Source organism: Brevibacillus borstelensis, from assembly GCF_037834415.1.
Taxonomy (GTDB): Bacteria; Bacillota; Bacilli; order Brevibacillales; family Brevibacillaceae; genus Brevibacillus; species Brevibacillus borstelensis_A.
Window position 1 is genome coordinate 1 of the sequence record NZ_JAUMSJ010000058.1, and the last position, 18397, is coordinate 18397.

Here is an 18397-nt window from a genome sequence, read left to right on the forward strand (position 1 = left end):
CAGAAATGCCGCTGTTTCGTGACGCCGTTTTGTCCCGTCTGTTTCCGGGAGCCGATGTTTTGGCTCCCTTTTTGCCATTCGGGTTATCGTCGCCGATAATCAGGCATGCTGCGGGTACTGGCAGACTGTTTGGCTGTGTTCATAAAGTATAACGAGCATTTTCCTCCTTTTCTTTCAAGGTTTGGGGAAATTTTTTAGGGATGCACTTTACGGAGTATGCTGTTTGATGTTTTGAAGTTTCGGGGACAGTGGGAGAATTTACAGCGGGTGGAGGCGGTTTCGCTTGTTGGTGCGGAAGGACAAATAACAAAAAGAGGGACATCATGCCCTCTTTTTGTTTCAAAGATAGTAATATTGACTGAGTCGGTTGGTAAATTCTACAATACACCTCATGTTTCACTTCTCTATTATTGTAAAAAGAGAGAGCGAAAGCTGGCATTACTTGTTAAGCTGAATGGGAACCTCCCATTTGACGTCGCGGTACTGATGTTCCTGAATCCCGTAGGTAATGGTCAGCTCCTTCGGCTGCTTCACCAAGTCTCTTATGAAAAGAGCGCTCTTGATCTTCACGCGTCCGTCTTTGCCGCGGGTGTACTCACCGGCGCCATTGTCCATGAAGAGACGGTATTCTTTACCTGTCTCGTCTTTTGCCTTCCAATCGGTGATGTACACGATGTCCTTCGGCAGGGTCACTTCAAACTCAATGATCCCGCCTTTGCCCCGCCACTCGTACCTTCCGATCTTCTCCTTTTCTTCCGTTGTCTTCAGGTTGAATTTGCTGAAGGTAAAGGTGCTTCCGCTGCTTTCGACCGTCACTGGCTGTTTGTTCAATTCATCAAGGGCAATCTTGGCTTCAAAGGAAGCCGGTTCTTTCAGATAGATCGAGTGGAGCTTGAAGGTCACCTTTTCATGGCCTGTGAACGGCGCAAATCCGTCCCACCACACCATTCCTTGATTTTCGCCTTTTCCTTCTCCTTTGCTTGTCATGTCTACCTCATTTTTTCTAATGCCGTTCAAGGTCTCGAACATGGTATCATCCCGACCTGCGATCAGATTTCCCTTTTCGTCGAGAATTTCATAGGCCAAACCGTAATCTGTCAAGTAGTGTTGCATAAGCTCTCCAGGAGTTAACCGCATATCCTTCCTTGACCCTTCCGGCGCATCATTCCAGCCTTTCTCCTCGATCAGCTTCATATACTCCTTGATTCTCTGTTCGTTCCAATCCGTCTCCAGAGTTAGAAGACTGGCGCTGGGAACAGTCATGACGTTGTCCAGCTTGATGGCGATCCCCTGCGGCGACGTGTACTCCTTATTGATCTCTACCGTTTTCGCCACTGCTTTTGCCTTTTTCATATCGATGGGGATATCGATCTTCCATGAGCCTTCGGTGTCCATGATATTACTAAAATTGACTCCGATCGTGAGCCCGTCTGGCGCTTTCTCTGCTCTGTCGAACATATTGTACAAGTCCTGTTCGACAAGCAAGTAATCTCCGTATTTACGCTGTGCCCAGCCATCCCCCAGAGGATTCAGATCTTTACCGGTATTATCTGTAAGCGTAAATCTCCCATCGTAGTAGAAGTCGTAGGTATTGGGATTATAAAAATCCAGCCTCTTTCCATCTTTATCGACAAAATCAAAGATCAGAGCGATTCGCGTCGGATCTGCGAGCACTTCCTTGACAATTACGGTGATGCCTTTGTCCGTCACTTTCTTGTTGACTTCCTGGACGTAGCCCTCGACCGCTGCATTTTTCATACCGCCGTCAGCTTGATCTATCGTATTGAACAAACTGTTTACGTGATTGGCAAACGTCGGTGACACCATCGTTCCGAATGTAACGGCAGCCGCAAGACTGGCTACGGCAATCGCTGTTTTTTTCATAATATCAATACTCCTTTTTTTCCACAATTTTCTTCTGCCTCTGCTTTTCGTCTGCCGGGCAATATCCTCCATGACCAGCTCCGTAAAGTGGGGGGAGAGCTTCCCGTCGGTATTTTTGCTTTATACTTGTCGACAAGTCGTGCATAGGCTTCCTGGTTTCCCTCAAGTACCAGACGAACGAGCTCGTTATCGTCCTTCGTTATCGTCCTGCATGTTTTTCTTTTCCTCCCATGCAAAAGGCTTGCTGCGCAGCTGTTGCCTTTTTGGCCAAACCACGTCTGCCGTTTTTTCCCCAACAGCAATGTCGCTTTTAGTAGGCACCGTTGTCCTGTACATTTCCGGAAGCCGGCTGTTTTTGCCGTTCCCTTTTGTCATCCGGGTGATCTTTTCCCCGTTACTCTGGCATGCTGGGGGATGCTGACGAACGGTTTAGCTGTGTTCATCAAGTATAACGAGCGTTTTCCCTTTTTCTTTCAAGTTTTGGAGAAATTTTTTAAAAAGTGTTTTCAGCTTGTGCTATCGGGTAGTTTTGTTTGGGAGCAGTCGGTGGGCTAAAAGACAGAGTGAAAGCTGACATTACTTGTCAAGCTGGATGGGAACCTCCCAATTGACGTCGCGGTACTGATGCTCCTGAATGCCGTAGGTGATGGTCAGCTCCTTCGGCTGCTTCTCCAGGCCGTCTATGAAAAGAGCACTCTTGATCTTCACGCGTCCGTCTTTTCCGCGGGTGTACTCGCCGTCACCGTTGTCCATGCTCACACGGTATACGTTGCCCTTCTCGTCTTTTGCTTTCCATTCGGTGATATTCACGATGTCCTTCGGCAAGGTCGCCTCAAACTCGATGATCCCGCCTTTGCCGCTCGTTTCATATCTTCCGATCTTCTCCTTTTCTTCCGTTGTCTTCAGGTGGAATTTGCTGAACGTAAAGGTGCTTCCGCTGTTTTCAACTGTCACCGGCTGTTTGTTCAATTCATCAAGGCTGATCTTGGCTTGGAAGGAAGCCAGTTCATTCATATAAATCGAGTGAAGCTTGAAGGTCAGCTTTTTATGGCCTGTAAACGGCACAAATCCGTCCCACCACGCCATTCCTTGACCTTCGCCTATTCCTTGGCCTAGGAGAGAGGTTTTTACCTCATTTTTTCTAATGCCGTTCAAAGTCCCGAAAAACGTGTCATCCCGGCCTGCGATCAGATTCCCATTCTCGTCGAGAATTTCATAGGCGAGACCGTATTTGGACAAGTATAGTTGCATTATCTCTTCAGAAGTTAAATTTTGCCCCTCAGGCGCATCACTCCAGCCTTTTTCCTCGATCAGCTTCCTATACTCCTTGTATTTCTGTTCGTTCCAATCCGTCTCCAGGGTGAGTAGACTGGCGCTGGGAACTGTCACCATTTTGTCCAGCTTGATGACAACCCCCTGCGGCGTCGTGTACTCCTTATTGATCTCTACCGTTTTTGCCACTTTTTTTGCCTTTTTCATATCGATGGGAATATCTAGCTTCCAAGAACCTTCAGTGCCCAGGATTTGTGTGAATTGAACTCCGACCGTAAGCTCGTCTGGGACTTTCTCGACTGTGTCAAACAAGGGGTACAAGTCCTTTTCGAGCAGCATGTACTCTCCGTATTTACTTTGCCTCCAGCCCTCCCTCCTGGGATTCAGGTCATTCCCGATATTGTCTGTAAGCGTAAATCTCGCATCGTACTCGAGGAGATCAGTGAGATCCAGCTTTTGGCCGTCCTTGTCGACAAAATCAAAGATCAACGCGATTCGAGTCGGATCGGCGAGCACTTCCTTGACGATCATAGTGATCCCCTTATCCGTTACCTGCTTGTTGACTTCCTGGACGTAGCCCTCGACAGCCGCTTGATTCAAGCCGCCGTCTACATCTTTAACAGTATTGAACAAACTGTTCACGTAATTGGCAAACGTCGGTGAAACCATCGTTCCGAATGTAACGGCAGCCGCAAGACCGGCTACGGCAATCGCTGTCTTCTTCATAATATCAATGCTCCTTTTCTTCCAATTGATTGGTTTATTCAAGGCAACCGGCATCTGTTTTTCTTCCGCAGGAAAGGGAAAGGGAAGTTGGGCCAGCTTGTTTGCCACTTCTGCCGTGAATGCGTCCGGCAATGGCGGGATGTCCCCCACAATCCGCAGTTCTTGCAGTTCACTTTCGATCTTTTCCAACTCGCTTTTGCAGCAACTGCATTCCTCAACATGACGCTCGATCAGCAGGCTCTCCGAGGGCAGCAGGCCGTCGCTCAGATATGCTTTCAGTTGACTAGATTTCACGCACCTCAACAGGACCACCACCTTTCACGGGAATCATCGACTGTCGCAATTTTTTATGAGCCCGAAAAATGCGCATCTGCACCGTCGTTACCGGAATGGACAAGACTTCTCCAATTTCCTTGTAGCTTAGCTGCTCTACATAACGAAGGAGCAAAATCACCCGATGATCGTCCTCCAGTGCCAGCAGTTTCTCGTGCAGAACTTCCTGCTGCTCTTTGACCAGCAAAATTCGTTCAGGTGTATTCTCGTGAACCAGTTCGCTTTCTTCCCCCGTTGTGGCTGGCATCCGCTTTCTCTTTCGCAGCTCATCCAGGCAATGGTTGGCGGCAATCCGAAACAACCAGGCAGAAAAGCGGAAGTCCGGCTTATAATCGCCAATTTTGCAATACGCCTTGATAAATACCTCCTGCGTCAGGTCCTGAGCATCCTGCGAGTGCCCAATCATTCTGTATAGGAAAGCGTAAATTTTCCCCTTGTAGCGCTCGACAATCTCCGTGTAGGCCTGTTTATTTCCGTTTCGAAGCTGCTCGATCAGCTCCCAATCTTCCTGCATGTGAAATCCTCCCATCCAAAAAGGTGACTGCGCAGTTTTTTATCCTTTTTGTCTGTTCATCAGCTATAACGGCTAAAACGGAAATATCTTTCTTACTTTCTTTTGCTCAAATAAAAATTGTTAGATGGCAAGACTCCCCCAGGTGTTGTCCCCCTCCCTGCTCCGTTTGGGTCTGAGGGGAAAATCAAGGTATAATAGAACCATTCCAAAGCAAGGAGAGCTGCACCTCATGAAGTCACCTGGCAAGCATCAGAAAAATACCCGTTCCGGGGATGGAAAACATCCGGACACAAAACTTACCGTCGGCCAGCAGATGACCCTGACGATCAAAAGCTTAGGCATCAATGGAGAAGGCATCGGCTATTTCAAGCGAAAAATTGTGTTCGTGGAAAAAGCGCTTCCCGGAGAAGTAGTTCACGCGGAGGTAACCGAGGTAAAGGAAAACTACGCAATCGCCAGGCTGCTGCGTGTCGTCGAGAAATCGCCGGCCCGCGTCGAACCGCCCTGTCCCGTCTATGAACAGTGCGGCGGGTGCAGCCTTCAGCATATGGACTATCAGGCCCAGCTCGCCTCCAAGCAGGAGCTGGTCATCGAATCGCTTCGCAAGTACGCCCGACTGGACAACCCGCCGGTTGCCCCGACAATTGGCATGGATAACCCTTGGGGGTACCGCAACAAGGCGCAGTTTCAGGTAGGCAGACAGGATGGAAAGCTGGTGGCCGGGCTATATCAGACTGGCACGCACCAGCTGGTGGATTTGGAGACTTGCCACGTGCAGCACGAAGCGACGACCGCTATCGTCCGCACGGCAAAAAAGATCATCGAGGAACTGCAAATCCCTGTCTACGATGAACGGAAGCGGACGGGCGTGATCCGGACGGTTGTGGCCCGCGTGGCGTTTGCAACAGGTGAAACGCAGCTTACGCTGGTGACGGCCACCCCTGACATTCCCCGAGTCAAGGAGCTCATCCTGGAGCTGAGGACTCGTTTGCCGGAGCTGGTCAGTATCGTTCAGAACGTTAATCCGAAAAAAACATCCGTCGTCTTTGGTGATACTACCCGCGAGCTGTGGGGACGTCCGTCCATTGCTGAAAAGCTGGGCGAGCTTTCGTTTGACTTGTCCGCCCGAGCTTTTTTTCAGCTGAATCCGGAGCAGACCCGCAAGCTGTACGACGAAGTAAAAAAAGCCGCCGGACTAACCGGCAGCGAGCTTTTGCTGGATTTATACTGCGGAACAGGAACGATCTCGCTTTGGCTGGCCCCTTATGCGCGTGAAGTGCGGGGTATTGAGCTGATTCCCGAGGCGGTGGAGGATGCCCGGAAAAACGCGGAGCGGAATCGTGCTGAGAACGCCCAGTTTCATGTAGGACGGGCCGAGGTGCTGATGCCCAAGTGGGCCAGGCAAGGAGTAAAGCCGGATGTCGTCGTGGTGGACCCGCCTCGAACGGGGCTGGACGACGATTTGATACGTTCTCTGTTGGAGGTAAAGCCGAAGAAGATCGTCTATGTATCCTGCAATCCGTCTACGTTGGCGAAGAATATTGCCAAGCTGTTGGCCAAGTATGAGCTGGTGCAGGTGCAGCCGGTGGATATGTTTCCGCATACGGCGCATGTGGAGTGTACAGTAAGACTTGAAAGAAAAGATACAGCGAATTAGACTGTATCTTAGTTCTGTGGTAGAGGGTTAGAAAGGTTATAGTGAATTTTTATTTTTCCGCCCTCGAATACTTCAATTTTTTGTATTAACCGCTGTAGAACGTGTTTCATGACCTGTGCATCGCCAATGTCGAGGGTCGAGAACCGTTCTACTTCTTTTTTGAATACGTGTAACTGTTCGGCTAGGTCTTGCCGTGCTTCAAGTAATACGATTAGTTCAGCTTTTTTATTCGCTAATTCTTGTTGTTGCTGTACTATTCGTTCGTTCTGTTGCTTGAATTGATCTGACGTAATCTTATCGTCAATGTGCAGGCTTAACAATTTGTCAAAGCGTTTATCCATTTCGGCTAATTCTTTGTCAATTCGCGCTAATTCCTTTTTGGTATTAGCGTGTACCGAATTGGCTTTTTCTTCGGCAATACCGTATAGCCTTTCCATACTGACGTTATCCTTAACCAACGCCGCTAGGTCGTCCTTAACCGCTTGTAGCAATTCTTTTTCTGCGATGATGTGCGAAGAACAGTAACTAGACGTATATTTAACGTATCCTCCGCAAATATACGCCCCCTTACGCCTATCGGGCTTGAAATGCATACCGCTCTTACAATCAAGACAAACAACAATAAAGGAAAACAGGCTTTCTTTACCGTTGCTTTTACTCTTACCCTTTTTACGCATAAGTTCTTGAACCGCTTCGAAATCTTCGTCAGACACTAATGCAGGATGAGCGTTTTCGATAACAGTTTGCTTATCTGCACCAACTTTGCGACGAATTTTATAAAGTTCCGATTCCGCAAGCGTTCCCGTCGTTTCCTCACGCCCATTCACGCGATTACCTTTATACACGGGATTTTCTAATATTAGCTTAATCGTGCATTGTTGCCACTTGGTACCTGCGTTTGAAACGCCCGCGCTAGTACGGTGGTGTCGGGATGTTTCTACGCATTAGGTAATTGCTTATCGAGAACATCCCCCAACCTTTGTGTAAATATAACTTGAATATTTCGCGCAGAATTGGGGCGGTATTCTCGTCAATTTCATAAGCGTTTGTCGTCTCGTTGATAGAGTATCCGTATGGCGGAATCGAAGGTCGATGGGTACCTTTCATAACGCTAGACCGGAGCCCCAACTTTATACGTTCCGACAACTTAGCGTTTTCTTCTTCCGCCAAAATCGCTTTAAGGTTAAACATAAAGCGACTTGCGCTTGTCGCCGTATCGTAATTATCTTCGGGTAAAATAAGGCGTACAGGTATCCGCTCTAATTGGTCTGCCATTTGTAGACTGTTGATCGTCTTTCTTCCGAAGCGTGAAACTGACTTCGTAATAACCACGTCAAATTTCTTCTTCTTAGCGTCTTCAATTAGTCGCTGAATTTCTGCGCGGTTTTTAATTCCTGCACCGCTTATTCCGTTGTCAATGTACCGTTCCACGACTTCAAAGCCATGTTCTCTAGTGATATTTTCCGCTAAAGCAAATTGGTTCAATAAGCTATTTTTTTGTTCTTCTCTCTTTGTGCTGACTCTAGCATAGATTGCACATTTCATTTTTCTGCCGCTCCTTCCGAAATAGAAGGAATGGCATTTGCCCTATGTTCATCGTACATAGCTGAAACTATGCTGTCAATTTGATTACGTAGCAAAGTTATCAATAGATCTTCTAGTTTAACAGTTCCGATAAACGTTCTTTCGATTTTCATTTTACGCAACCCCTTGTCATTTTGGTTGCGTCCTTATGTCGCAAGTCTTTTCGTGTTTGTGACGCCAAGAACGAAAAAAGCGCCCCGAAGCACGTCAACTTGAAGCAATAGAAGCGCTTGGAATCAACGAACGGGACGTATACATAGACAAGCAATCCGGGAAAGATTTGAACCGTCCGAAGTATCAAGCGTCGAAGGCGACGCTTCGCCGGGGCGATACGTTGTATATCAAGGAACTTGATCGTCTTGGACGTAATGCCGACGAGATCAAGCGAGAATGGCAGGAAATTACGCAAGAGATCGGCGCCTATATCGTCGTTATTGATATGCCCGTACTGGATACACGTCCGAAGGATAACGGTATGGGCGAAATGGAAAAGTTGATTTCGAATATCGTCTTGATCGTCGCGTGAAGGAGTGCGAAGCACAATGCGTCACAAACGATCAGTAGCCCGCGACATATACATACAAGGAAGCGGCGCCGTAGCCATCGCCCTTCCCTACATTCTCTTGTAGATGGCGTCGATCGAAGCGATCGGCGTCTTTGTCGTGTTCTGGATACTTGAAATTGAACGCCAACATTCAAAGTAACAGCGAAGCCCCCACCGGGGGAACCGGGGGTATGTCGGCGCCGCGAGTACCGAAAACAATTTCCGTGCAATTAGTAAAAATTCCAAGTAAATCTTTCCTGACTTTCGAAAGCCCATAAGAATAAGATGATATGTTCGAGCAAAATGGCAGAACCCTCTCGACAAATCAATTCTACTTTAGTAGAATGTAAATACAAAATTCTACTACAGTAGAACAACGGCGAAATGAGGTGCTTTCATTTGGTTATGAAGCTTTTCGATAGCGAGCTTAATATTATGGAAATCTTGTGGAGAGATGGCGATACCGCCGCAAAGAGGATTGCAGAAATTACAAAGGAAAAAATAGGTTGGAGCAAGACAACAACCTATACCGTCATCAAGAGGTGCCTTGATAAAGGGGCGATTGAACGGCAAGAGCCTAATTTCGTTTGCCGTGCGCTTGTTACACGAGAACAGGCGCAGGAACACGAAACAACAGAACTTATAAATAAGATGTATAATGGTGCCCCCGACAGACTGATTGCTTCACTTTTGGGACAGAGACGGCTGTCGACTGAGGAAATTAATCACTTAAAACGACTTATTGAGAGCTTGGAATGAGGTGGGGGATGTCGTTACTTGAGATAAGTTTATCGGCTTCCATCTTTATTCTTGCGATTATGTTCTTTCGTTCCCTGCTCATTCACAAGTTGCCCAAAATGACTTTTATGTTTCTTTGGGGTGTTGCGTTATTCCAACTGCTTGTACCTGTTTCTGTTCATTCGCAATTAAGCATTTTTACGGCGGTTAACTATTTAAGAAGGATGTTTACAGTACAAGAGGTAATTCCCATAACGGAAAGCTCCCCCTTTTTAAATGGTGGTACGGTTATTATGCCACCAATAACAGATAATTTGACCATACCAACCGAACCACTGCATACGGCTTCACAAATATCGCCTATTGTATTGGCATGGCTTATTGGTTTTACGTTATGCGCTTTGTTTTTCATCATCCCACATTTAAGGTGTCGAAATAATTACAAAATGTCTTTACCTATTAAAAGTGATTTTATAAGAAAATGGCATAATTCAAATTCTTTATGGCGAAAAGTACAAATCCGGCAATCAGATAAAATTTTGACTCCGCTCACCTATGGTATTTTTCAGCCTGTTGTACTCTTGCCGAAAAATTTAGATTATAACGATGAAAAACAACTTGCGCTTATCCTTACCCACGAATTTACTCACATCAAGCGATTTGACACACTTAAAAAATGGTTGCTTGCCGCTGGCGTGTGTGTCCATTGGTTCAACCCTTTCGTGTGGATCATGTACATCCTTGCCAACCGTGACATCGAGCTATCCTGTGATGAAACGGTCATATGGATATTTGGGGAAAGCATGAAGCCTGCTTATGCTATGGCACTTGTCCGTTTGGAAGAAAAGAAAAGTGGGTTGTCCCCAATGATTAGTAATTTTTCTAAAAACTCAATCGAAGAAAGGATTATATCGATTATGAAAACCAAGAAAACCTCTATCACGACGATGCTGCTCGCTATTGTGATTGCAGCCGGTATCGTTACCGTCTTTGCGACTTCTGCACTGGACAAAACGGAAGCGGCTCCGAGTGTCGAAAGCGATGCGGTCGAAAGTGCGCCCGCCTTAAACCAAGGCGAATCCACGATAGCCCTAATGCCGATCGATTTAACATTCACCAAATCAGATGTGCCGAAGTTGATCGACAACCTTATCGCTTCAAGATATCGGGCGGTTTATATGGACAACGAGATATATCTGCGCGTAATGAATGATAACAGCATACAGATTAGCAAGGACAATGGGGCAGTTTGGAAAAAATATGATACTGACGGTGTCGATGCAAAAGATTTTGCTAACTGGCTTTTGAAAAATGATCCGAATCCGGGCTATTCAATGAAAGAAATCCAGAGTCGCTTGTCAAACGGGGCAGAAGTAAAACATTTAGTGCTTGAAAACGAGAAGGAAATGTATTTTGTAATCGACAAGAACGGCGTACAGATTGAGCTCGTTCAGCATGAAAAAATAGCTTCTGTCCTGATTGACGGTCAAAGAATGATGGTTACTTCCGAGAGACTCCCCATGCTTATATCAGCACAGATGTTGAAATCATTTTATGACTTGTTAGTTTCCAACAATATACTGACGGAAACTCAAGCAGAACAAGATTATTCTGAAAGAATTGAGCATCTTAAAGAAAATGATACGATCTTTATGGTAACGAAATAAAGGGGATTACTAAATCTAAATTGCCAATCACCGACTAATAAAAAACCCTTAATTTGGAAAACAATAGCTTTCTTTTGTACAAATAAACAGGAAAACCGAGAAATAATCGGAAATGAGAAGGTGAAAGTGCTTAACGATTAAAATTATTAGTTCGATTCGTTCGGTTCCATAATCGCCCAATATCCGCTATACTGAATGAACCTTTCGGAAGAAGGTACGCAAGAAGCCCGACGTTCCCCTAAGACGCGTCGGGTTATTATTTTCGATTGGGGGTTAGCGAATGTCTAGCGATGCGGGAAACGACGTCAGTACGTGGATACAGGTGCTTGAATACATAGCGGCAGAAGTACCGTCCACACCATTTAGACGTGGTTCAAGGACACGACGGCGACGTATGACGGCGAAACTTTCGTTATAAGCTGTCCGACCGCTTTCGCGAAGAAATGGACGCTGTCGAACAGGCGACCGGGAACGATACCGTTAAGATCGCGTTTCGATCGTTGAAGCAACCCGTCGAAGCGTTCGATAAATCCCGCGTTACGCTGATAAACAATTAGAAAGGACGGTAATACGATGATACCGCGCGACAATGAGCATATTCGTATTATCAGCGAAGTAAAGGCACCAGACGGACGCAGACAGACGACATTCGCGTTAGGACACTTCTTGATTACATGGAATGAATACGTCAAGGACGACCGCAACGAGACGCCCGAAAAGCCCGCACAGGGGCGTCAGTAACCGCCAGAAATAATAACGATATTACCCGCCCAGCAAAGCGTACGTCGGGCTTATTTACGTTGTCAGACGCCCATATTCGCCGTGTACGGCGTTCTAATGCATTACCGATACCCCCCCCCGGCGCAAAAAAAGACGCCCGAGATGGGCGCCTGTAAAGTCGTGGGCAAATGCCATTCCATTGACTTTGAAACTTGTACTCCCTGTCAACTCCACACATGTTGAATGCTGTTCACTGTTGGTGAGAAAGAACAATAATATTGGAGATGTATTGGCGGAATAATTAAGAGGGGGGAAATCCCCTCTTCTCTTTTAACTAGTATGGTATTAACTGTGACAACCACGGGCAGCTAATTTTGAAAAACGATAATGAAACTGTCGGTCACAACACTTTTGATACAAGAGGGTTTCCTTGGGCATCAACAATAATTGAAGGGTAGTCGAAGGAGCAAACTTGCTCACTTTATAATAGAAACTTCAAACGAATTTGTTTGTTTCTGCTCGGAGCCAGATTGTTAGTAGAGAACCAGCGTCAAATATCAAAGGAGGCAAAAACATTATGAAAATCATTGTTACCAGTATATTCGTAGAAGACCAAGACAAGGCACTGGAATTTTATTCAGAAACGCTGGGATTTGTAAAAAAGCATGATGTTCCCGCAGGAGAATTTAGGTGGATAACGCTTGTTTCTCCCGATGAACAAGACGGTACCGAGCTTTTACTCGAACCGAACAACCACCCTGCCGCCAAAGAGTATCAACAGAAGTTATTTGCCGATGGCATACCAGCAACAATGTTTGGCGTTGCAGATATTCGAACAGAGTACAAACGATTAATGGAAAAAGGCGTGAAGTTTACTATGGAACCGACAGAAATGGGCGAAGTCACAATAGCTGTCTTCGACGATACATGCGGCAACCTTATCCAGATAGTGCAGAAGTAACTTCATGACGAAGAGGCTAGTTCTTAACGACTTTATTGGTAAGTTTTAAGTTTGGTGAAGTGTTTTTTATCAAGAATTAATCAACTTTATGTTAACCCTGTCCTAATTTTAGGACGGGGTTATACATTTTTAAGGTTTGAAAATAAATGATATTGTTGGGGTGCGATAGTTCAATAATAGATAAATTCTATACAAAGAAACCACCCCATTTTCAGGAATGAATCAGGAAAGCACGGTATGCGTGTATGCTTTCGTGCTTTCCTATCAGACTAAAATGTTATGAGGGAAAGTAGCCCTTTTTAAATATTTCGTACCATTCATTCAATTCATCGCCTTCTAATACACCCAATCTCTCCAAGATATGTCTTGAAAACTCCAATGCACCGCTTCCATTTGCAGTGATGAGATTCTCGTCACGGACAGACTGCGCATCTACATAATGTTGATCTCCTCTGTAATTCGGAGCTCCTTGCTTCAAATAGGGTAACGTATTGCCCGTATGCCGATGATTATCCAAATATCCGTGGTTTCCCAAAAAAGTGGTCGCATCGCAGATCGCTGCGACCGGAATATCCTTGCTCACACAATAGCCGACAATTACTTTTGCTTGCTGATTCTTTGCTTCTCTCCACCCCGTTCCGCCAGGTATGATTAACATTGCGATATCGAATTTCGGATTGAATTCTTTTACGCTATAATCTGGAAGGACCGTTAAACCACCCATCGAAACCTTAGGCTCCTGATCAATCGCGATTGTCTTTACACGATATCCTGTTTCCGGCTTGTTCAACTCTGAACTGACGTAGCTTGCCTCCCAATCGGCAAAACCATCCGTTATAAAAATCAACACTTCCTTCAAAGTGATTCCCTCCTTGTAAAGTTTTGTACAAATGAATAGTAAACCAGCTTCACTGACAATTATGGTCAGGAAACATAATTTTTCTCTGAGCCGATGTCATTCCTCTTTTCCAGGACTGTACTTTCTATCACCTCAACACATGTGGAGCGTTGCTCACTGTTAGTGAGGAAAGAAAAATAACGAGAAGTAATGGTGGTATCCCCTCTCTTTGAAAAAGGGGGGGGTGTTATTGTTCTTTGGTGATTTTCTTATTGAGCTAAAGGGCAGTTTTATTTGGTCAATTAGTAAGGAAATCGGGCGTTTTCGATGTAATGATGGGGTTATTCAAGGGAGCAATCTGAAAGAAATCAATGCATTATTTATTTGCTATGATTGAAAAAAGGAGTTGATCAATGATGACTGTAACACTTCCCCCTTATTTAAATATGGAAAGGAACGCAAGGGAAGCTACTTGGTGATAAAGGTTTCAACAAGTCAAAGTCAAATTCATTTTGGAGGGATGGACATGAACCAAAACAACGCAACAAACAAAATCGCAACGCAAGTAGGTGAACGCGAGATTGTGATCACCCGCGTATTTGATGCTCCACGTGAGATTGTGTTTGATGCTTGGACGAAAGAGGAGCACCTGTCGAAGTGGTGGGGACCTCGAGGTTTTACGACGACATTTCAGAAGTTTGATATGAAACCGGGCGGTACATGGCAGTTTATCATGCACGGTCCTGACGGCGTTGATTATCCCAACACCAACGTCTTTGTCGAGGTCGTTAAACCCGAGCGAATCGTCATCAAACATGCTGTGTTTCCCCATTTTCTGGCGAGAGCAATCTTTGAGGATCTGGATGGTAAGACCAAACTCACTTATAGCACAGTTTTTGAAGAAAATGCCGCTGTATTCGATAAGGTGAAAACATATGCCGTCCCAGGTGCCGAACAGACCATGGATCGTCTTGAGGAGCATCTGGCAAGTATGTCTTAATCTATATCAGCTTTGTTTCTCTAGTTTCGAGTGTCCAATTGGACGCTCTTTTTTTGTCACTTCATTTTAACGATAGGTAAAGCGGATGGCTCGGTGAAGCGTTTTTTCTGGCAAGCGAAGATTCGGACTACATTACCGGACAAACGATTATGGTCGATGGCGGAGCGATCAAGCTCCGATAGGCAGGACTATATCTTTGGCTTGTCTTCTGCCCCTTGGCGGTTCAGCGCTGAGGCGGCGGCGAGATCAAACTCCTTCTGGAGACTGATGCCAAAATACATCGGCTCCAGGATGCAACTTTTTTCGTTTGGTGTATTATGAAAGTTAAGCGCAAGTAGGTGGATTACCAGCTGATCTCAGAGGTAGCGCCCAAGTTGTCGTCGTGTTCTGATATGACCGCTGATGATGTTGCGGGAAAACTGGAAATTGCGTCAAACCAAGATTCAATAAATCCGATACGAGGAGAGGAGATGTCATACGTGAAAAAGTTAATCGAATTCAAAAAAGTAACGAAAGAATACAAAGTAGGGGAAGTGAAAATCAAGGCCCTGGATGGTGTTGATTTTTCCATATCCGAGGGAGAATTCGTCGTTATTCTGGGTGCAAGCGGCGCAGGCAAAAGTACGATCTTGAATATACTTGGCGGTATGGATACGGCTACCTCAGGTCAAGTGTTTGTTGGCGATCAGGAAATAACAAGATTAGGCGAAAAAGAGTTAACACAATATCGCGGCGAGAAAGTTGGCTTTGTATTTCAATTCTATAACTTGATTCCAAATTTAAACGCTCTAGAAAATGTTGAATTTGCCACTGAAGTATGTAAAAACCATCTGGATCCGAAAGATATCCTACATAAAGTTGGATTATCGAATCGTATCCAAAACTTCCCTTCCCAGCTCTCCGGAGGAGAGCAACAAAGAGTGGCTATAGCTAGAGCTGTTGCAAAAAATCCCTTACTTTTACTCTGCGATGAACCAACCGGAGCTTTGGATTACGTTACAGGCAAGTCCGTCTTAAAGCTGCTTCAAGATTTGAACAAGGAGACAAAAAAGTGCGTCGTCTTGGTCACGCATAATTCCGCCATTGCTCCTATGGCCGATAAAATTATTAAGGTGAAAAGCGGAAAGATAGCAAGCATAACGATTAATGATGACAAGCAAAGCGTTGAAGGGATTGAGTGGTGATTATGAAATTATTTATTAAACTATTTAGAGATATTAAACAATCTGCAGGGCAATTTTTGGCCTTTGTTTTGGTTATCACAGTAGGAGCTTTTTTCTACGCGGGGCTGGTGACCTTGAGCGATAATCTTAGCGCTTATACGAAGGTTTACTTTAAAAAGCATAATTTAAGCGACTTGCATGTATTTTACAGTCAAATTTCCAAACGGGAGGTGGCTGGCTTAAGCGAAATAGAAGGCATCAATAAAATAGAAGGCCGCTATACCTTTGATGCCACGCAATCCTTTGAAGATTATAAAGCCTCATTAAAAATTCATTCAATCCCTGCAGATAATGAAATCAATACACCTGCTATGATTGAGGGTAGTATCCCGTCAAGAAAGGGGGAAATCTTATTAGATTCTCATTATGCCAAAGAACATCAGTATCGTGTCGGCGATGAAATCAGTATACGTACGGATGATAAAAATTTGAAGTTTACAATTAGCGGCTTGTGCGAGAATGTTGAACATGCAAAAAAGAACGAAATACAAGACCATAAAACCTACGGAGTAGCTTATATTGGCGAAGAGACCATACCTGAAATCGCAGATGGCTTTTCCTATAATGAAATTATGATTGATGCGAAAGATGGTTACGATATCAAGAAATTAGGCGAATCCATTGAAGAAAAGTCCAAACAACTGACTTACTTAAACCAAGTAAGTAAAGAACGGACTTTCAGTTATTCTGGGCTAAATGCCACGATACATAATAATCATTTGATGAGTAAGGTTATCCCTTTGGTTCTCTTTTTGATCGAAGCGATTATCTTGTTTCTTACCATGTCGAGGATGATAGATTCTCAAAGAAATCAAGTAGGCATTATGAAGGCTTTGGGTGTGAAAAACCGAAGCATTATGCTTCACTACATGGGATACCCTGTGCTGGTCGGAATTATAGGCTCCATTCTAGGTTGTGCCATTGCCGCTTTTGTATTTGTTCCATTCGTAGCTGCGTCGAATGCAAAGGCCTACTCCCTGCCAGGCATTCAATTCTCGCTTTCTTTTTATTCAATCATTCCTCCCATCATTATCTCTAGCGTTTTTGGGATGCTATCCTGTTACTTAAGCGGTAGAACCATATTGAAGGAACGTGCGGCTCAGGCGATGCGTCCTAAACCGCCAAAAACGATGAAAAAGATATTCATAGAAAGAATTCCGGGTATTTGGAGTCATATTCCTTACAGTTACAAGCTCATTCTGAGAAATATATTCCTAAATAAACAAAAAGCGCTAGCGAGCTCGGTAGGCGTTGTAGTAAGCACGGTTTTATTGATAACGGCTTTCGGTACTCAAACGGCCTTGCAAAAAGTAGCGAACCAAATTGAAGAGGTTTATACCTATGATGTAAGAGTAGATTATAAAATGGGAGCATCTTCGAATACTTTTAAACTACCCTCCGGCATTAAAAACAGTTATTTTTTATCCACCCTTCCTGTTGAATTCAAAAAAGATAATGAAACAGAAAAGGCTGCTTTAGTTGTGACTGAAAAAGAAAACAATCTCATTCATTTCTTTGACGAAAATGACAATAGGATATCTTTAGAAGATAATGGTGTGCTGGTACCCAAATCTTACGCCGACAAATATCATATCTCAGAAGGGGATCTCATCAAAATAACGTTTATTGCACCGAAGCTTAAAAATAAAACTGTAAACATGAAGGTCTTAAAGATATCTACACAGTATTCGAATCCATCATTTTATATCACACCCGATTATTTAAAGAGCTTTGAGCTAGATTACAATCCAACCTCGCTTTTAGTTGAAGCAAATAGCTCGACCGATCTTATCAGAATCCGCAACTTCTTTGAACAAGATCCTCAAGTAGATGCCATTGCAGATAAGACGGATCTAAAGAAATCAGCTCAGTATATTTTGAAACAAAACAGTTTTATATTTATCATGTTTATCATTTCTGCCGTCATACTCTCCTTTGGCGCCATATATACGATATCTTCCATAAACATTTATGAAAGGAATCGTGAGCTTGCAACACTTAAGGTATTAGGCTATCCAAAAAATAAAATAAACAGACTTATATTCTTTGAAAACATGATACTTACCACATTTGCGGTAATTGTAGCTTTACCGATAAGCGGCTATGTTTATACAATTATTGTAAAGGCACTGTCTAGTACCCACCAACAAATCCCGGATAAAGTAAATATCTCCATCATGTTGGTTTCTATTATTCTTGCGTTCTCACTTACCATTCTATCTAACTTACTACTTAGGAGAAAAGTTACAAAAATAAATATGATTGAATCGTTAAAAAGTATAGAATAAAACTTTTAGGGAGATGGGACAAAAATAGGTTGTTTCACCCTGCTACGAAAGTAACCCGGGCCCAAATGGCGGCAGCCAGCTATGCGATTTAAATGACTCCCAGGAGTCTCGACAAAGCTTCGGGAGCATTTTTCCTTTTTACAATAGGCCTGCTTTCTCCGTCCTGGCGCCAAAAGATGGAGACTTGCGTGGGCTGAGCCTTGCTCATCTTCGTTGCGGTCAGGCAAAGGATGCTTTGACAATCAGATCATGCGTGACTACCGCATTCAAAACACAAACACATGTAGTATGTGCCTGCTGCTAAAAATTATGAGGGGCTGATGAATAACCCCCTCTTTTTTCTTCCCCAATCGAAATGGGACCGGGGGATTTTGTATGCAATTCGAACATGAGCATGTAAAGCCGTTGTTTCATGCCCCGATTATCCTCAATCTCTAATCTGGGACCA

15 protein-coding genes and 2 pseudogenes are annotated in these 18397 nt (G+C 44.4%); 10 read left to right on the forward strand and 7 right to left on the reverse strand.

Translation table 11 applies throughout. The features are described from left to right. Positions 1-438 precede the first annotated feature (438 nt). The 3 genes from Q3F21_RS25920 to Q3F21_RS25930 all read right to left on the reverse strand — a co-directional run bounded on the left by Q3F21_RS25920 (position 439) and on the right by Q3F21_RS25930 (position 4729). A complete protein-coding gene (locus Q3F21_RS25920) occupies positions 439-1884 on the reverse strand; it encodes a DUF4179 domain-containing protein (protein ID WP_340259308.1) in 1446 nt (481 codons plus the stop codon). A gap of 576 nt (positions 1885-2460) precedes the next feature. Next, positions 2461-4176, reverse strand: coding sequence for a DUF4179 domain-containing protein (locus tag Q3F21_RS25925; RefSeq protein ID WP_340259310.1), 1716 nt, complete (start codon positions 4174-4176; stop codon positions 2461-2463). Beyond that, the gene (locus Q3F21_RS25930) at positions 4166-4729 is read right to left on the reverse strand and encodes an RNA polymerase sigma factor (RefSeq protein ID WP_340259312.1); all 564 of its coding nucleotides are present in this window, start codon (positions 4727-4729) and stop codon (positions 4166-4168) included. The genes Q3F21_RS25925 and Q3F21_RS25930 overlap by 11 nt, the downstream gene beginning before the upstream one ends. A gap of 229 nt (positions 4730-4958) precedes the next feature. On the opposite strand from Q3F21_RS25930, the gene rlmD reads away from it, so the two are divergent. After that, positions 4959-6386 (forward strand): 23S rRNA (uracil(1939)-C(5))-methyltransferase RlmD, encoded by a 1428-nt coding sequence (gene rlmD, locus Q3F21_RS25935; protein WP_340259314.1) that lies wholly within the window; start codon positions 4959-4961, stop codon positions 6384-6386. Between the two features lie 8 nt (positions 6387-6394). On the opposite strand, the gene Q3F21_RS25940 is transcribed toward rlmD, so the two are convergent. The 3 genes from Q3F21_RS25940 to Q3F21_RS25950 form a co-directional block, all read right to left on the reverse strand. Then, positions 6395-7231: a recombinase zinc beta ribbon domain-containing protein gene (locus tag Q3F21_RS25940; protein WP_340259316.1), complete on the reverse strand. Its 837-nt coding sequence runs from the start codon at positions 7229-7231 to the stop codon at positions 6395-6397. A 67-nt stretch (positions 7232-7298) separates the two neighbouring features. Continuing rightward, positions 7299-7931 (reverse strand): recombinase family protein, encoded by a 633-nt coding sequence (locus Q3F21_RS25945; protein WP_340259318.1) that lies wholly within the window; start codon positions 7929-7931, stop codon positions 7299-7301. Continuing rightward, entirely contained in the window at positions 7928-8083 is a 156-nt protein-coding gene (locus tag Q3F21_RS25950; RefSeq protein WP_340259320.1) for a hypothetical protein, read from the reverse strand. The genes Q3F21_RS25945 and Q3F21_RS25950 overlap by 4 nt, the downstream gene beginning before the upstream one ends. Before the next feature lie 92 nt (positions 8084-8175). Here Q3F21_RS25950 and Q3F21_RS25955 point away from each other — a divergent pair. The 5 genes and pseudogenes from Q3F21_RS25955 to Q3F21_RS25975 all read left to right on the forward strand — a co-directional run. After that, positions 8176-8496, forward strand: a pseudogene (locus Q3F21_RS25955) (recombinase family protein); the annotation flags it as partial. Positions 8497-8919: 423 nt separating this feature from the next. Next, entirely contained in the window at positions 8920-9273 is a 354-nt protein-coding gene (locus Q3F21_RS25960; RefSeq protein WP_340259334.1) for a BlaI/MecI/CopY family transcriptional regulator, read from the forward strand. A gap of 8 nt (positions 9274-9281) precedes the next feature. Continuing rightward, positions 9282-10919, forward strand: coding sequence for a M56 family metallopeptidase (locus Q3F21_RS25965; RefSeq protein WP_340259322.1), 1638 nt, complete (start codon positions 9282-9284; stop codon positions 10917-10919). Between the two features lie 573 nt (positions 10920-11492). Next, entirely contained in the window at positions 11493-11660 is a 168-nt protein-coding gene (locus Q3F21_RS25970) for a hypothetical protein (protein WP_340259324.1), read from the forward strand. Positions 11661-12216: 556 nt separating this feature from the next. Beyond that, positions 12217-12600: a VOC family protein gene (locus tag Q3F21_RS25975; protein WP_340259326.1), complete on the forward strand. Its 384-nt coding sequence runs from the start codon at positions 12217-12219 to the stop codon at positions 12598-12600. Positions 12601-12877: 277 nt separating this feature from the next. Here Q3F21_RS25975 and Q3F21_RS25980 read toward each other — a convergent pair whose 3' ends face one another. After that, on the reverse strand, positions 12878-13459 hold the full coding sequence (locus tag Q3F21_RS25980; protein WP_340259328.1) for a type 1 glutamine amidotransferase family protein: 582 nt from the start codon (positions 13457-13459) through the stop codon (positions 12878-12880). A gap of 505 nt (positions 13460-13964) precedes the next feature. On the opposite strand from Q3F21_RS25980, the gene Q3F21_RS25985 reads away from it, so the two are divergent. The 4 genes and pseudogenes from Q3F21_RS25985 (at position 13965) to Q3F21_RS26000 (ending at position 17949) form a co-directional block, all read left to right on the forward strand. Next, positions 13965-14438, forward strand: a complete 474-nt coding sequence (locus Q3F21_RS25985) for an SRPBCC family protein (protein WP_340259330.1) — start codon at positions 13965-13967, stop codon at positions 14436-14438. A 98-nt stretch (positions 14439-14536) separates the two neighbouring features. Then, a pseudogene (locus Q3F21_RS25990) lies at positions 14537-14620 on the forward strand (SDR family oxidoreductase); the annotation flags it as partial. Between the two features lie 297 nt (positions 14621-14917). Further along, complete coding sequence (locus Q3F21_RS25995) at positions 14918-15622, forward strand: ABC transporter ATP-binding protein (RefSeq protein WP_340259332.1); 705 nt, start codon at positions 14918-14920, stop codon at positions 15620-15622. A gap of 2 nt (positions 15623-15624) precedes the next feature. Further along, the gene (locus Q3F21_RS26000) at positions 15625-17949 is read left to right on the forward strand and encodes an ABC transporter permease (protein WP_340259336.1); all 2325 of its coding nucleotides are present in this window, start codon (positions 15625-15627) and stop codon (positions 17947-17949) included. The last annotated feature ends 448 nt before the right edge of the window (positions 17950-18397 follow it).

Excerpts from the sequence above, each read along its gene's own strand:
- rlmD (WP_340259314.1), top strand. The coding sequence starts at position 4,959 with ATGAAGTCACCTGGCAAGCATCAGAAAAATACCCGTTCCGGGGATGGA.
- Q3F21_RS25930 (WP_340259312.1), bottom strand. The coding sequence starts at position 4,729 with ATGCAGGAAGATTGGGAGCTGATCGAGCAGCTTCGAAACGGAAATAAA.
- Q3F21_RS25920 (WP_340259308.1), bottom strand. The coding sequence starts at position 1,884 with ATGAAAAAAACAGCGATTGCCGTAGCCAGTCTTGCGGCTGCCGTTACA.
- Q3F21_RS25970 (WP_340259324.1), top strand. The coding sequence starts at position 11,493 with ATGATACCGCGCGACAATGAGCATATTCGTATTATCAGCGAAGTAAAG.
- Q3F21_RS26000 (WP_340259336.1), top strand. The coding sequence starts at position 15,625 with ATGAAATTATTTATTAAACTATTTAGAGATATTAAACAATCTGCAGGG.
- Q3F21_RS25945 (WP_340259318.1), bottom strand. The coding sequence starts at position 7,931 with ATGAAATGTGCAATCTATGCTAGAGTCAGCACAAAGAGAGAAGAACAA.
- Q3F21_RS25960 (WP_340259334.1), top strand. The coding sequence starts at position 8,920 with ATGAAGCTTTTCGATAGCGAGCTTAATATTATGGAAATCTTGTGGAGA.
- Q3F21_RS25975 (WP_340259326.1), top strand. The coding sequence starts at position 12,217 with ATGAAAATCATTGTTACCAGTATATTCGTAGAAGACCAAGACAAGGCA.
- Q3F21_RS25965 (WP_340259322.1), top strand. The coding sequence starts at position 9,282 with ATGTCGTTACTTGAGATAAGTTTATCGGCTTCCATCTTTATTCTTGCG.
- Q3F21_RS25985 (WP_340259330.1), top strand. The coding sequence starts at position 13,965 with ATGAACCAAAACAACGCAACAAACAAAATCGCAACGCAAGTAGGTGAA.
- Q3F21_RS25950 (WP_340259320.1), bottom strand. The coding sequence starts at position 8,083 with ATGAAAATCGAAAGAACGTTTATCGGAACTGTTAAACTAGAAGATCTA.